We start from the raw sequence: 16,115 nt of genomic DNA, 5'->3' as shown, positions 1-16,115 counted from the left end.
CCAGCAAGTAAAGTTAAACCCTGTAAGAGTCGACTACTTGAAATGACGCGATAAGGGAGATACATTCAAAATTGAAAGAAATAGGCTGTCCAACCTTTTTGGATAGCTTTAAAGAACAAGATAAGATATGACGAGGATTAAGTTGCTATTAGGAACAAGTCTTCTTTTGGGCTGTTTGAGCAGCAATGCGCAGATTAAAGGTATTCCAACGGCATTAGTTCCTTTGGATCAACATTCGTTTGAACGAGCAAAACCTTGGGTGTTTTGGTACTTTATGCATGCCAGCTATTCCAAGGAAGGGATTACTGCGGATCTGAAAGCGATGGCAGAAAATAAGATCGCAGGAGCCTATCTAGCACCGATCAAGGGCAAAACTAATCCGCCTCTTTTCGATCCGCCGACAGAGACGTTGACACCAGCATGGTGGGATATGTTCAAATATATCGTCCGTGAAGCAAAAAAATACGGAGTAAAAATAGCTTTATTGCCCAATGATGGATTTGCAACCGCGGGGGGACCGTGGATCAGTCCCGAGAAGTCGATGCAGAAAGTCGTGTATGCCGATACCATAATCGATAGCAATGGGAAGCGGTTGCGGAATATTCAGTTGCCACAACCACAAGCCCAACAAGGCTATTACGAGGATATTGCGTTATTTGCAATGCCACTGGCGCATTCGCCGCGAAAAAGCTTTACAGAGAAGGTACAGGTATCCAATAGCTATGGTGAAGATCTGAAACGTCTTGCTGACAAGGGTAACAACCAAAATTTCGCAACAGCTGTGCCAGGGTGGATACAGTATACTTTTGATCAGCCCTTCCCCTGCAATTCATTGAAGATTGAATGGACAGCATCCAACTACCAAGCGAATCGTTTGCAAGTTTGGGCCAGTGATGATGGCCTAAACTTTCGGAAGATTACACAATTAGAATCCCCGAGAATGGGCTGGTTGGATTGGGATAATGGCGTAACACATCTGATCCCCTACACCAAAGCGAAATATTTCCGCTTTGTATACGATCCTACAGGAAGTGAGCCGGGAGCCGAAGATCTTGATTCCGGTAAATGGAAACCTTCCCTAAAATTAAATGGAATCAGTCTGTTTGAAGAAGCGCAGGTTAATCAAATCGAAGGCAAGACAGGAGAGATCTGGCGTGTTGGGAAAAAATCCGACCCAAGCGCTGTTGCCAAGGAAGCTGTTTTCGGACAACAGCAGCTTATCCGTTTGCCTAGGCCAGACCAAGCAAGCCGTGTAGACTTAACATTACCCGCAGGAAAGTGGAAAATATTGCGTCTTGGACATACCTCCACAGGGCATAAAAATGAAACTGCTGGGGCTGGAAAGGGGCTGGAATGTGATAAATTGGACGCTACTACAGTTGCTTTTCAATTTGATCAGTGGTTTGGAGCAGCCAAAAAGCATGTGGATCCACAGTTATCTAAAGAAGTCCTCACGGTATTTCATATTGATTCTTGGGAATGTGGCAGTCAAAACTGGACCCGTAGTTTTCCGGATGAGTTTTTAAAACGCCGGGGATATGACCTGACCGGCTATCTCCCTGTTTTAGCAGGTTGTTTTGTCAATACTGTGGAAGATTCTGAAGCCTTTTTGCAAGATTACAGACAGACGATCAGCGAACTGTTGCAGGAGAATGGCTATGCAACATTACGTCGGAAAGCAGATGAATACGGTGTCGAATTTACTGCCGAGGCCACAGCCCCTGTGATGGTTGGTGACGGTTTGGCTCATTTTGCTTCGACCGATCGTCCGATGGGGGAATTTTGGCTCAGAAGCCCCTCGCACGACAAACCTGCGGATATCCTAGATGCCATTTCAGGAAGCCATATTTATGGCAAGCGGGTCACCATGTCCGAAGCCTTTACCCAGATTCGAGCGCAATGGGATGAACATCCACGGCTCCTGAAAAGTCTTCAGGACCGAAATTATGCCTTGGGGATCAACAATCTGGTTTACCATGTGTATGTCCATAATCCATGGATGAACCGTAAGCCAGGCATGACAATGGATGGTATCGGAACCTATTTTCAGCGCGATCAAACCTGGTGGAAACCCGCTAAGGAATGGGTCAATTATGCGATCCGTTCACAGCAGTTATTGCAATACGGGGTACCTGTACGCGATGTGGCCGTGTTTATTGGTGAGGAGATTCCCCGAAGATCGGTACTCCCAAGTGCTTTGGTCGATGTGCTGCCAGGTATTATCGGTGAAGGTCGTGTCCATCGGACAGATTCTCTGTTGGCCAATGTCGGCTTACCCTTGCAAAAAATCGCTGGTGTAACTACTGGAGCCAATATGTATAGGCCGGAAGATTGGGTCGATCCACTACGCGGCTATGCCTACGATTCCTTCAACCCCGATGCGCTTTGGAACCAGACTCGGGTGCAGGACGGTAAGGTGATTTTTGCGGACGATATCGCTTATGCTATCCTTGTGATGCCAGGTCAAACTGCGTTGAATCCAAATGGCAGTCAATATTCACTACGTACCCTGGAACGCTTGCGTACGCTCGTCCATGCGGGGGCTACGGTGCTCTTCCAAGATATCCCACAGACATGGCGGGGCAAACTGACGGACGAAAAAGCACAACAGTATCGCGCTTTGCTCGCAGAATTATTCAGCGACCTCAAACCATTGACAAATACAACAGTACAAGTTAAGCAATTCGGCAAAGGGCGCGTACATGTGGGAAACTATAACGCCAAGGATTTTAGTCCATTAAATATTGCTCCCGATGTGCTGATCAACGAAGGGTACAATCGACATATTTCTTGGAACCATCGCCGTTTCGATGGTGGTGATTTGTTTTTTGTAGCCAATCAAGATAGTTTAGCACAAAAGGCAACTTTATCTTTACGGACAAAAGTAAAATATGCCTACCGTTACGATCCTGTAAGCGATAAACTAGCGGTTTTACCGTTTAAAGTGATCAACGATAGGACAGTGGCTGAACTATCGTTTGATGCTTATCAATCTGGCTTTGTATTGACCAGCGATACAAAAATCGATATACCGACCTATCAATACTCCCGAAAAACAGCTTTGACAGGAGCCTGGTCATTTACGGCTGATGGGCTATCCCGCAAGCGGGCAATTAAACAGCAAGAGCCTCAGTTTTGGACAGCCAGTGCAGACGATGACATTAAATATCATGCTGGATCGGGAAATTATCAAACTACCGTTCATATCCAAAAAATAGTTAAAAATCAACGGGCTTATTTGCAATTTTCGGACATTGAATCCATGGCCGAAATCTTTATCAATGGCCGATATGCAGGTGTCCTGTGGACCAAACCCTATCAAATTGATGTAACAGATTTTATTCGACAAGGTGATAATATAATAGACGTCAAGGTCTATAATACATGGGGGAACCGTTTCCTTTATGAAAAAGAGAATACAACAGTAGAAAAGAAAATACAGACAACAGCGTCAGACAAGTTCCTCAAAGGCTTATTACCTTCCGGATTACAAGGGAAAGTTGACTTACTGTGGTTAGATGTAAAATAGAAAAAGATGAAGAAGCGTAAATTAGTAATGATGGCCCTTTCTGTTGCGTTTGCCTGGAGATCGCAGGCGCAAGAAAAGTCAATTACCAACACGGGGGCGAGTCCCTATGCTGTTCAGAAAGCTGTAGATATGGGCGACGTGAAATGGACGAAAGGCTTTTGGGCGGATCGTACAAAGTCATGCTATGAGCAGATGGTGCCGAAACTTTGGCACGTCTATACTGATGCCTCCATCAGTCATGCCTATCGCAATTTTGAAATAGCCGCTGGATTGGAAAAGGGTGAACATAGCGGACCTTCCTTTCATGATGGTGATTTTTACAAAACCTTGGAAGCTGTCTGCGCCATCTATGCACAGACGAAAGATAAAAAGCTGCTTCGCATGCTGGACGAAGTAATCCCAGTAATCCGCAAAGCGCAACGTGCAGACGGTTATATCTATACCAAAGCAACCATTGACCAGCAACGATCGGGTGAGAATATCGAATTTCAGGACCGTTTAAGTTTTGAATCCTATAATATTGGTCACTTAATGACCGCCGGATGCATACATTATCGCACGACTGGACAGCGCGACCTATTGAATATTGCGATAAAAGCGGCAGATTACCTGTATGGATTCTATAAAAAGTCCAACCCAACCTTGGCCCGCAATGCGATTTGTCCGTCCCATTATATGGGGACCATCGAACTCTATCGGACAACCAAGGACCCCAAGTACCTCGAACTGGCTAAACATTTGATCGATATCAAAGGTGAAATTGAAGATGGCACGGACGACAATCAGGACCGCATTCCTTTCCGGAAGCAACATAAAGCCACAGGGCATGCCGTGCGTGCAAGCTACCTCTATGCGGGTGTAGCGGATTTATGCGCCGAGCTGGCCGATACAACACTGAGCAACCGTCTTTTTGAGATCTGGGATGATGTCACCCAGCGTAAGATGTACATCACGGGAGGCTTAGGTGCACTGTATGACGGAACCTCACCGGACGGAACATCCTATGACCCAACGGACGTGCAAAAGATCCACCAAGCTTTTGGCCGGGATTATCAATTGCCCAATTTGACAGCCCATAATGAGAGCTGTGCAAATATCGGCAATATGCTGTGGAATTGGCGGATGGCCAATTTTACCGGTGATGCAAAATACATTGATGTCCTGGAATTGGCTCTCTACAACAGTGTGCTTTCGGGAATTAGTTTGGACGGTGACAAATTTTTATATACCAATCCATTGAGTTACTCCTCCGATCTTCCATTCCAGCAGCGCTGGTCGAAAAAGCGGGTTCCTTATATCTCATTATCTAATTGCTGTCCACCCAATATCGTTCGTACGATTGCAGAAGTAGCCAACTATGCTTACGGACTATCCAAAGATGCTGTTGCGGTCAACCTGTACGGTGGAAATGAATTGAATACAAGGTATCAAGGCAAACAGATCAACATTGTACAAGAATCCAGCTATCCATGGGAAGGATCTGCTACCTTTACTCTAAAAGAGTTTCCTTCTAACTATACCCTGAAACTACGAGTGCCAAGTTGGGCCGGCAAAGCCGAAATATGGAAAAATAATGTAAAGATTGAAACACCAATCGAGAAAGGTTATGCCCTTTTAACTGGATCGCTGAAAAAAGGTGACCGCATCGAGATCAGATTACCAATGGCGATTTCTTTGATGGAGTCAAATCCGCTTGTTGAGGAAACGCGTAACCAGGTCGCTGTTATGCGTGGACCAATTGTGTATTGTCTGGAAAAGCAGGATGTTGCAGCAGATGTCAATATCTTTGATTTAAAAATGAAACCGGCAACGGACTTTGTACCCAAACATCAGGATATACTCGGACAGGATATTGTCTTATTGGAAGGAAACGCCTATCGTACAAGCAGCACGGAATGGAATTCACTGTACCGCAGAGCTGCTGCGGGAAAGCAGGAGACTGTTCCTGTACGATTGGTGCCCTATTTTGCTTGGGGAAACCGTACATTTGGTGATATGAGCGTGTGGTTACCTGCGTTGTGATGCACCCATCCATAGGATTGTGCAGTCTATCGCACGTTCCTATGGATCAACAAAAGGGTCTGAATGATTATTCATCAGATGAATAAACCGAGCGCGTTGAGCGTAGGATGAGAACTGATCATAAACCGGAGTGAATCATGCCTGTTATGTGTTATTCATTCCCATGAAATCAAAAACAATAGATCATCGTTTACATGAAACCTTATTTTTTTACGATAGCGCTGCTACTTATGCAGTGGAGCGCGATGGCGAAAGTTCGTTTAGCGGCCCTTTTTACGGACGGAATGGTGCTGCAACAACAGGCGCAGGTTCCTGTTTGGGGCTGGGCTGATCCACAGGCTACTGTGACTTTGCAAACGTCCTGGAACGGACAAAAATACCAGGCGAAAGCCGACGGCTTGGGCCAATGGAAAATCCAGGTGCAAACACCGGCTGCCGGCGGTGCTTATCAGATCAAAGTCGCTGAAAAGAATGTCATTGAACTTCAGGATATCCTGATCGGTGAAGTGTGGTTATGTTCGGGGCAATCAAACATGGAGATGCCTTTGAAAGGTTATCCCGGACAACCTATCCTGGGCAGTACAGAAGCGATCATGAATTCAAAAGATGAGCAGTTGCGTATCTACACCATACCGCGCAATCCACTGCTCCAACCGGCAGTGGACAGTAAACCCAGTAGTTGGAAGAAAGCCGAACCACAGTCGGTTGTCGGCTTTAGTGCAACAGCGTACTTCTTTGGGCGACAACTGCGCAAGACTTTGGGCGTACCGGTAGGTTTGATCCATAGCAGCTATGGCGGTTCCAATGTCGAGGCCTGGATGGAAGCCTCCTGGCTAGCAGATCAACAGGATATTCAGATCCCCAGACAAGAAGAAGGGCTGAAAGATAAAAACCGGGTTCCGACCATGCTTTATAATGGTATGATCCATCCCGTTGCCGGTTATGGGATCCGGGGGATGATATGGTACCAGGGCGAATCCAATTACGAGCGTCCGGATCAGTATGAAGTTCTCTTTCCCCGAATGGTGGAAAAATTCCGCGATCTGTGGGGAAATAAGGAGTTGCCTTTCTATTTTACGCAGATTGCCCCCTTTGATTATGCTGCATTACCCCCTTATCATGTGGGTGGAAAATATAATTCAGCCTACCTGCGGGATGCACAGCGTCAGTCGCTCGATAAGATTCCCCAGGCGGGAATGGCCGTCACAATGGATTTGGGTGAGCAAAATTGTATCCATCCGGCGCATAAACAACAAAGTGGTGAACGTCTGGCTTACCTCGCCTTGCACGATAGTTATGGCTTTAGTACACTGAATCTGAAAAGCCCCCGTTACGACAAGCTTGAAATCAAAGGCAGCACAGCGGTACTTTCCTTCAGCGATGCACCTTTGGGATTGACAGCCTATGGCAAAGAAGTAAAGACTTTTGAAATTGCCGGTAAGGATCAGCAGTTTTATCCTGCACAAGCTGTATTAAAAGGAAAGACGATTGTTGTTGCTTCACCGAAGGTGGCTGAACCGGTGGCGGTACGGTATGCCTTTAAAGATTATATTATTGGAGATGTGTTTGGCGTCAATGGCTTACCATTGAGCTCCTTTCGAACAGACGATTGGTAAATAAAATGACTAGAAAACTTATCTTCGGTATGCTATTCCTGTACGTTGTTTTCGTTGCGCCCGCCCGGGCCCAAGAATTCAACTGGAAAGACTATAACGTCTCCTGGACGACACAAAGCAAAAATTCTGCTGAATCGATGCCTGTGGGTGGGGGAGATATTGGCCTGAACGTTTGGGTGGAGAATGGGGAGTTGCTTTTGTACTTGGGCAAAACAGGCGCATTTGATGAAAATAACACCTTGTTGAAACTCGGTCGGATTCGTCTCCAGCTGTATCCGAACCCCTTTGAAGGCCAAAAATTCCGGCAAGAATTGCAGTTGGACAAAGGTCATATCGTCGTGACAGGTGAACATAAAGGTGTCAAGGCCGAAGTGTTGGTCTGGGTGGATGTATTCAGCCCCAATGTCCATCTCGAAGTGAAGGCCAATCGGAAAATTGAGGTGGAAGCCGCTTATGAAAGCTGGCGTTTTCAGGATCTCTTTCCAAAGAAAAAGGAAAATAATGCCAACTCCTGGAAATGGGCTCCCCCAAAACCGGTGGTAACCCCCAAGGACCAGATAGAAGTAATAGCAAATAATATTGTTTTCTACCATCAAAATCAGGACAGTACCGCATTCGATATTGTCGTGAATCAACAAGGATTGGCAGCAATAAAAGATTCCTTGTACAATCCGCTGAAAAAGTTGATCTCCGGTGGTCTTGTTCAAGGACGGGATTTTGTGTACAGCGGTCAGCGGTCAGGCAGCTACATGAATACACCGTATCGATCCTGGATCCTCAAAAGTAAAACTGCAAAAACCCATCATGCACTTCAAGTGACCTTACATGTGGGGCAGGAGACTGAACAGCATGCATGGAAGACAGCACTAAAGGAGCTGGCAGCAACCAAGCCCACATTGGTATCCCGCAAGCAGGCGACAGAATCCTGGTGGAAATCCTTTTGGGACCGAAGTCATATCGTTATCCAGCCCGGAGAGAAAGACCCTAACGATACCGCTTGGCAGGTCGGCCGGAACTATCAGTTATTTCGGTTTATGTTGGCCTGTAATGCCTATGGCGATTACCCAACAAAGTTTAATGGTGGATTGTTTACCTATGATCCTGTCAGCATCGATAGCAGTTTTAATTTTACACCGGATTTTCGAAACTGGGGTGGGGGAACGCATACGGCCCAAAATCAGCGTTTGGTGTATTGGCCCATGCTGAAAAGTGGGGATTTAGATATGCTTCCGGCGCAGTTCAAGTTTTATCAACGGATACTAAAAAATGCCGAGTGGAGGTCCAAGGTTTATTGGGGGCATGCGGGAGCGAGTTTTACCGAACAGATCGAAAATTTCGGCCTTCCCAATCCGGCAGAATACAATTGGAAACGGCCAAAAGATTTTGACAAAGGTCTTGAATACAATGCCTGGCTGGAATATGAGTGGGATACGGTATTGGAGTTTTGCATGATGATGCTGGAGACCGAACGGTATCAGGGCGCTGATATTCATACGTATATTCCATTTATCGAAAGCTGCCTACGTTTTTTTGATGAACATTATCAATATCGAGCACGTCAGCGCGGAAGTAAGGTCCTGGACGATCAAGGGCACCTTGTGCTGTATCCAGGTTCTTCGGCCGAAACGTATAAAATGGCTTATAATTCAGCAACGACCATTGCAGCCTTACAGCAGGTGACCCGCCGGATGCTGACCTTGCCGGAAACGCTGGTCGATCCAACACTTAAAAGTTATCTGCAGGGCTTTTTGACACGCATTCCACCCTTGCCATTACGCGAGCTGAACGGAAAAACGTTATTGGCACCGGCACAGCAATGGGCGAGGGTCAACAATACAGAATCGCCGCAGTTATATGCTGTTTATCCCTGGGGAATTTATGGTATCGGTAAACCCGATCTAGCTACCGCGATAAATACCTACAAGTACGATCCCGATGTGCTTAAATTCCGGAGCCACGTCGGCTGGAAACAGCATAATATTTTTGCTGCACGCCTGGGCTTGATCGAAGAAGCAAAAGAGCTCACGGTCTTAAAACTCAAAAATGCTGACCGGCGATTTCCAACATTCTGGGGACCCGGATTTGATTGGGTGCCGGATCATAATTGGGGTGGCTCTGGCATGATCGGACTGCAGGAAATGCTGCTGCAGGCAACTGATGATAAGATTTACCTGTTTCCGGCCTGGCCTAAGGACTGGGATGTGGATTTCAAATTACATGCACCCAACCAGACCATTGTCGAAGGACGCTTGAAAAATGGGCAACTGCTTGAACTGAATGTTTTTCCAAAGGATCGGGAAGCTGCCATCGTCAATCTTTTAAAATAACTTTTGTCCTGAATGGCCGGTTATCTCATTATAGCGCAATGAATGACGCTGAGTGAGGTAAGCACTTCAGACGAAAAAAATCAGGCTTTCATCGTTGAGCCCCGTATCGTTGGGCTAAGCGTATACCAAAACACAAAGGTGCTGTCCAATCTTTTTGGACAGCACCTTTGTGTTTTTGACCCCGCAAACGAGGGGATCATAACAGTGCATAACAGTTCTGAAAAGTCAAAGAATTAACTTAGTCCCTAAGAACCTAAATAACGTATATATGAATGCAGTTTTCGGAGTTATATTTCATTTCATAGGCGGATTCGCCTCGGGAAGTTTTTATGTGCCGTACAAAAAAGTGAAAGCATGGTCTTGGGAATCGATGTGGATTCTAGGTGGGCTATTTTCCTGGATCATCGTTCCTCCGATTGCCGCCCTATTGACTATCCCCAACTTTGTGACGATTATCCAAAGTACGGATGCAGTCATTTTGGGTTATACATTTCTCTTTGGATTACTTTGGGGAATCGGTGGACTTACCTATGGATTAGGGGTACGTTATCTCGGTGTTTCGCTGGGCAGCAGCATTATTCTGGGGCTCAGTATGGTCTTTGGTTCGCTCATGCCAAGCATTTATTATTTCTTCAATCAAACCGCCGGTAAACACGGTATCGATTATTTCTTTACCACACATTCGGGAATATGTATTTTCATCGGTCTCATGATCTGCGTTTTGGGCGTATACCTCTGTGGCAAAGCCGGCATGTCTAAAGAAAAGCACCTATCTTCTTTGTCCAAGGAAACAAAGTCGGATTACAATTTTGGACTGGGCATTATCGTTGCAATTGTGTCTGGTATCTTAAGTGCCTGTTTCAATTTTGGTATCGAAGCTGGCAAACCAATGGCCGAGGTGGCTAATGCGTTTTGGAAGGCCGCCCATCCAGGACAGGGTGAATTCCTCTATCAGAATAACGTGACATATATTGTCATCCTCTGGGGTGGCTTCACCACCAATTTTATCTGGTGCGCTTATCTACTCTTAAAAAATGGAAGCTATCGGGATTATGGTAAACCCGCGGCACCGAAAGCCAAAAATTTCCTGCTTTGCGCCCTTGCCGGTACAACCTGGTACCTACAGTTCTTCTTTTATGGAATGGGGGAAAGCAGACTGGGTAATGGGGCAAGCTCATGGATACTGCATATGGCCTTTATCATTTTGATTTCAAATGCCTGGGGTGTTGCGCTCAAAGAATGGAAAGGCGTCGACAAGCCAACGTACCGTTCAATCATTGCCGGTATCGTGACGATCATTATTTCGATCGGTGTGGTCGGCTTCGCAAAAACATTGGAAAATTAATAGGTATGAACGGCTAAAGCGATTGAAAGGAACCAAACAGCAATAGATCAGGAGTACCCTTTTGTGCTCTGGAAACAATGCTGTTATCATAAACGCATGGATACATTAGAACAGCTATTAAAAAATAATGACTTAATATGAATATAGACAAAGTGAAAACATACAAACATGTAAACTATTTATGGGACGACCAGAAAGCACAATCGCTAGCAGGTGACGAGGTTGCTTTACTGCTGTACCGTTCAAATATTTTAGGCGCTGACCTACGCATAACAAATTATGGTGGTGGAAATACATCCTGTAAAGTGACGGAAAAAGACCCGTTGACCGGAGAGGAAGTAGAGGTCATGTGGATCAAGGGCTCAGGAGGCGATATTGGTACGCTCAAAAAATCAGGCCTTGCAGCATTGTACTTACAGCGGCTCCGCAATCTGGAGAATGTATACCGCGGTATTGAACATGAGGATGAGATGGTCGAATTATTTAATCATTGTATCTATGATTTAGCTTCCAAAGCGCCATCGATAGATACGCCATTGCACGGATTCCTGCCGTTTAAGCATATCGACCATTTGCATCCTGATGCAGCAATTGCCATTGCGGCAGCGAAAGATGGTAAGCAAATCACGCAAGAACTGTTTAAGGGAACGATCGGCTGGGTAGACTGGCAACGTCCGGGCTTCGATCTGGGCCTACAATTAAGAGCCTGTTTGGAAGAAAATCCGGGTATTCGTGGTATTATGCTGGGTTCACACGGTTTGTTTACCTGGGGGGACACTGCTTACGAATGTTATATCAACTCCTTGGATGTCATTGAAGCCTGTGCGACCTACCTGGAGCAAAATTATGGAAAAAAAGGACCTGTATTTGCTGGTCAAAAGGAAACAAGCCTACCTCAGGAAGAGCGTGCAGCACAAGCTGCCAAATTAGCGCCTATCCTGAGAGGATTCTGTTCTAGCGAACGCCATATGATCGGCCATTTTACAGATGATGAGCGGGTATTGGAATTTATTAATTCGAATGACCTGACCCGTTTGGCCCCTTTAGGGACAAGCTGTCCAGACCATTTCTTAAGAACTAAGATCCAACCGTTGGTGTTGAACATTGATAAGTCGGAGAACTTGGATAACGTCGAAGAGCTGAAAGCAAAACTGACGCCATTATTTGAAGAATATCGCAACATGTACGCCGCCTATTATGAAAGCTGTAAACATGATAATAGTCCTGCCATCCGTGATAAAAACCCGGTTATCGTATTGTACCCGGGTGTGGGGATGTTTTCTTTTGCCAAAGATAAACAGACCGCCCGTGTGGCAGCAGAGTTCTATACGAATGCAATCAATGTGATGAAAGGCGCTGAGGCGGTGAGTGAATATACGGCCTTACCACGCCAGGAAGCCTTTGATATTGAATATTGGTTATTGGAAGAGGCGAAATTGCAACGTATGCCGAAGCCCAAACCGCTGTCGGGAAAAATTGCACTGGTCACTGGCAGTGGCGGCGGAATAGGGAAAGCAATCGCCAAAAAGATGGCGCAGGAAGGTGCAGTGATCGTGTTGAATGATATCAACGCCGAGCGCCTGGCGGCTTCTGAGCAGGAGTTCATTACAGCTTTTGGTAAAGATGCGGTCATCTCAGCAATAATCGATGTCACCAATGAAGAGCAGATTCATGCTGCACTGAAGGACGCGGCGTTGGCATTTGGTGGAATTGATATCATTGTGAATAATGCTGGACTATCGATTTCTAAATCCATTGAAGAACATAGCCAGAAAGATTGGGACCTCTTGTATAATGTGCTTGTAAAGGGACAGTTTTTGGTTACACAGGCAGCCATATCCGTATTAAAAGGTCAGGATATTGGCGGTGATATCCTGAATATTGTAAGTAAGAATGCTTTGGTCAGTGGCCCAAATAATACGGGTTACGGCAGCGCCAAAGGTGCCCAGTTGCATTTAAGCCGCCTATGTGCAGCAGAACTTGGACCGGCACGTATTCGTGTGAATGTAGTCAATCCAGATGCGGTGATTTCAGATAGCAATATCTGGGCCGGGGGCTGGGCTGAAGGCCGGGCAAAAGCTTATGGTGTGAAAGTGGAGGAATTACCAGCATATTATGCAAAACGGACGCTACTCAATGAAATCATTTTACCTGAAGATATTGCCAACGCTTGTTTTGCCTTTGTGGGTGGACTGTTGAACAAATCGACCGGAAATGTATTGAACGTTGATGGTGGTGTGGCAATGGCATTTGTACGCTAATTTTTATATCTTAGGTGTCGCGTGTGGAAAGGGAAACGGGCGCGGCACCTAACGATTTTTTACAATAACCAAAACATTATGATTCTTGATAAGCAAATTATAAATCAGCACAATAACCAATTCATCGATAAACATAAAAGAGCATTTGGCTACCTTGCTCAGGATATACCGAATGTGGAGCCCATTATCGAAAGACTTCAACAATTCCAGATTGCCATTCCGAGCTGGGCCCTGGGAACAGGGGGGACACGTTTTGGCCGCTTTTCTGGCCCAGGCGAGCCAGGTACTCTGGAGCAGAAAATTGAAGATGTAGGCCTACTTCATGCCCTGAATAAGTCCAGCGGTGCAATATCCTTGCATATTCCTTGGGATATTCCTAAGGACAGCGAAAAAATAAAGGCCCTGGCAGCTTCTCTGGAAATCGGTTTTGATGCGGTCAATTCCAATACCTTTCAGGATCAGGTCGGACAGGAGCATAGTTATAAATTCGGCTCATTGCACCACGTGGACCCCAAAGTTCGTCAACAGGCTATAGCTCATAATATTGAAGTGATCAACTATGGTAAAGCTGTCGGTTCGAAAGCGCTGACAGTCTGGCTGGCAGATGGATCATCCTTCCCCGGGCAATTAAATTTTAGGGATGCTTTTCAAAATACCTTGGCGAGTTTACAGGAAATCTATAAGCATCTACCGGAGGATTGGAAGCTATTTGTCGAATATAAAGCATTTGAACCCTATTTTTATTCGATGACGATCGGTGATTGGGGACAGTCCCTGCTGCTGGCCAATAAATTAGGTCCCAAGGCCTATACTTTGGTGGATTTGGGACATCATTTGCCAAATGCCAATATTGAACAGATCGTTTCCTTGTTGCTGATGGAAGGCAAATTGGGGGGATTCCATTTCAACGATAGTAAATATGCAGATGATGATCTTACGGCGGGAAGTATCAAGCCTTATCAATTGTTTCTGATTTTTAACGAATTGATTGACGGAATGGACCGCAATGGGATAGACCATGCTTCAGGGTTGGGCTGGATGATTGATGCCTCACATAACCTGAAAGATCCATTGGTGGACTTATTGCAATCTGTGGAAGCCATTAAGATCGCTTACGCGCAGGCACTGCTGGTGGACCGTACTGCCTTGAAGCAGGCGCAACAGGCAAACGACGTGGTTAAAGCACAGGAAATTTTGCAGGATGCTTTCCGTACCGATGTGAGGTCACTGGTAGCTGAAGCGCGTTTGCGCAGTGGCGCAGCATTGAACCCTGTTCAATTGTTTAATGAGACGAAATTAAGAGATCAACTTATCGCCGAACGTGGCCTGAATACCGTAGCCACCGGTTTATAAAGAAGGAGAGAAATGAAGGGGAAACCAATACCGGTAGTGGCGATATTTGATGTCGGGAAGACGAATAAGAAGTTGTTTCTATTTAACGAGCAGTATCAGATCGTATTTGAGCGGTCAGCCCGTTTTTTGGAAACAGTAGATGAAGACGGCGATCCCTGTGAAAACCTGGAAAGTTTGCGCCTATCTGTGTTTGATTCATTGCATGAAGTATTTCGGAAAGGGGAGTTTGAGATCAAGGCCATTAATTTCACCTCCTATGGAGCAAGCTTTGTCTATATCGACAAAGATGGCCGCCCATTGACACCCCTGTACAATTACTTGAAAGAATATCCGAAAAAAATGCTGGAATCCTTTTATGCCCAGTATGGTGGCAAAGAGAAATTTTCGACGGAGACCTCCTCGCCAAGTTTGGGAAGCCTCAATTCAGGCCTGCAGGTCTATCGTCTGTCCAAATTGAAACCGGCGATCTTCAAGGAAGTAAAATGGGCACTTCACCTGCCCCAATACCTGAGTTATCTGATCTCGGGTACGCCTTATGCAGATATGACCAGTATAGGCTGTCATACAGCACTCTGGGATTATCGGAAAAATGATTACCATCAATGGGTGAAGGATAGCGGCATCATCGAAAAAATGGCCCCTATTGTCCCTGGTGATCGTTTATATCGGGCAACATTTCCAGGTAGTGGGTATCTGGTGGGGAGCGGACTACATGATAGTTCCTCGGCATTGATCCCCTATTTATTGAATTTTCATGAACCTTTTATCTTGATTTCCACGGGTACCTGGTGCATATCATTCAATCCATTTAACACGGATCCGCTGACCCAAGATGAGTTGAATAACGACTGTCTCTTATATATGACCTATACGGGTAAACCGGTCAAAGCATCCCGTTTGTTTGCAGGCTATGAGCACGAGGAACAGATGAAACGGATTGCTAAAGCATTTCAGGTATCTACCGGGAAATTCAAGCAGATTACATTGGACTGGGCTATTATAGAGAAATATCAGGCTTTGGATATCTCAGATGAATTATCTGCTTTTTCGACGATAGACCTGAGTCATTTTGATAATTATAGCGAGGCTTATCATGTGCTGATCATGCATTTGGTCAAGGCACAGATTAAAACAACATCGCTGGTGATGAACCAAAAAGGCGTACAGCGCATATTTGTGGATGGTGGTTTTAGCCGCAATCCGATCTATATGGCCTTACTCGCACAAGCCTTTCCCAACAGTGAAGTATTCGGTGCTTCCATGGCGCAGGCCACTGCCCTGGGAGCGGCACTCGTCATTCACGACCATTGGAATACGCAAGCCATCCCCAATGATATCATTGAGCTGCGTTATTTCAGAACAAAACAAGCATTGCATTAATGAATTAGGTGAATAAATTTAGTTTTTTTATTAGTTATCGTGTGAGGTCAGGCAATTCGTTGTCTGGCCTTTTTTATAGGACCACAGCAGCTTTTTAAGGTATTTAGATCGAATGGGAAGGATATACGGAAGAAAATAAATCAGGGGTGATTAAGAGCGGTTATCTCCAAGATACAATTGAACATAAAAAAGGCTTTCAAACGGGGAGAATGAAAACCTTTTTTTAACCTAAAATTATGAATAATTATATTAATTATTATATGATGGTTTAAAGATCATGAA

General features: G+C 45.4%; 8 protein-coding genes. All 8 read left to right on the top strand.

Features of this window, described 5'->3' with window-relative positions:
- Window positions 1–127: 127 nt before the first annotated feature.
- Window positions 128–3,529: a glycosyl hydrolase gene (locus BV902_RS25635; protein WP_075994316.1), complete on the top strand. Its 3,402-nt coding sequence runs from the start codon at window positions 128–130 to the stop codon at window positions 3,527–3,529.
- Window positions 3,530–3,535: 6 nt separating this feature from the next.
- On the top strand, window positions 3,536–5,551 hold the full coding sequence (locus BV902_RS25630; RefSeq protein ID WP_075994315.1) for an aceric acid hydrolase: 2,016 nt from the start codon (window positions 3,536–3,538) through the stop codon (window positions 5,549–5,551).
- Between the two features lie 194 nt (window positions 5,552–5,745).
- Window positions 5,746–7,167 (top strand): sialate O-acetylesterase, encoded by a 1,422-nt coding sequence (locus tag BV902_RS25625; RefSeq protein WP_075994314.1) that lies wholly within the window; start codon window positions 5,746–5,748, stop codon window positions 7,165–7,167.
- 5 nt (window positions 7,168–7,172) lie between these two features.
- The gene (locus tag BV902_RS25620) at window positions 7,173–9,494 is read left to right on the top strand and encodes a DUF5703 domain-containing protein (protein WP_075994313.1); all 2,322 of its coding nucleotides are present in this window, start codon (window positions 7,173–7,175) and stop codon (window positions 9,492–9,494) included.
- 268 nt (window positions 9,495–9,762) lie between these two features.
- Complete coding sequence (rhaT, locus tag BV902_RS25610) at window positions 9,763–10,839, top strand: L-rhamnose/proton symporter RhaT (RefSeq protein ID WP_075994311.1); 1,077 nt, start codon at window positions 9,763–9,765, stop codon at window positions 10,837–10,839.
- Between the two features lie 137 nt (window positions 10,840–10,976).
- A complete protein-coding gene (locus BV902_RS25605; RefSeq protein ID WP_075994310.1) occupies window positions 10,977–13,100 on the top strand; it encodes a bifunctional aldolase/short-chain dehydrogenase in 2,124 nt (707 codons plus the stop codon).
- Between the two features lie 78 nt (window positions 13,101–13,178).
- Window positions 13,179–14,453 carry a sugar isomerase gene (locus BV902_RS25600; protein ID WP_075994309.1) on the top strand — a complete coding sequence of 425 codons (1,275 nt, stop codon included), beginning with the start codon at window positions 13,179–13,181 and terminating at the stop codon, window positions 14,451–14,453.
- 12 nt (window positions 14,454–14,465) lie between these two features.
- Window positions 14,466–15,833, top strand: a complete 1,368-nt coding sequence (locus tag BV902_RS25595) for an FGGY-family carbohydrate kinase (protein ID WP_075994308.1) — start codon at window positions 14,466–14,468, stop codon at window positions 15,831–15,833.
- The last annotated feature ends 282 nt before the right edge of the window (window positions 15,834–16,115 follow it).

The organism is Sphingobacterium sp. B29, assembly GCF_001952815.1.
Taxonomy (GTDB): Bacteria; Bacteroidota; Bacteroidia; order Sphingobacteriales; family Sphingobacteriaceae; genus Sphingobacterium; species Sphingobacterium siyangense.
This window is presented reverse-complemented; position numbering and strand designations above follow the sequence as displayed.

Excerpts from the sequence above, each read along its gene's own strand:
- BV902_RS25630 (WP_075994315.1), top strand. The coding sequence starts at position 3,536 with ATGAAGAAGCGTAAATTAGTAATGATGGCCCTTTCTGTTGCGTTTGCC.
- BV902_RS25605 (WP_075994310.1), top strand. The coding sequence starts at position 10,977 with ATGAATATAGACAAAGTGAAAACATACAAACATGTAAACTATTTATGG.
- BV902_RS25595 (WP_075994308.1), top strand. The coding sequence starts at position 14,466 with ATGAAGGGGAAACCAATACCGGTAGTGGCGATATTTGATGTCGGGAAG.
- BV902_RS25620 (WP_075994313.1), top strand. The coding sequence starts at position 7,173 with ATGACTAGAAAACTTATCTTCGGTATGCTATTCCTGTACGTTGTTTTC.
- rhaT (WP_075994311.1), top strand. The coding sequence starts at position 9,763 with ATGAATGCAGTTTTCGGAGTTATATTTCATTTCATAGGCGGATTCGCC.
- BV902_RS25625 (WP_075994314.1), top strand. The coding sequence starts at position 5,746 with ATGAAACCTTATTTTTTTACGATAGCGCTGCTACTTATGCAGTGGAGC.
- BV902_RS25635 (WP_075994316.1), top strand. The coding sequence starts at position 128 with ATGACGAGGATTAAGTTGCTATTAGGAACAAGTCTTCTTTTGGGCTGT.
- BV902_RS25600 (WP_075994309.1), top strand. The coding sequence starts at position 13,179 with ATGATTCTTGATAAGCAAATTATAAATCAGCACAATAACCAATTCATC.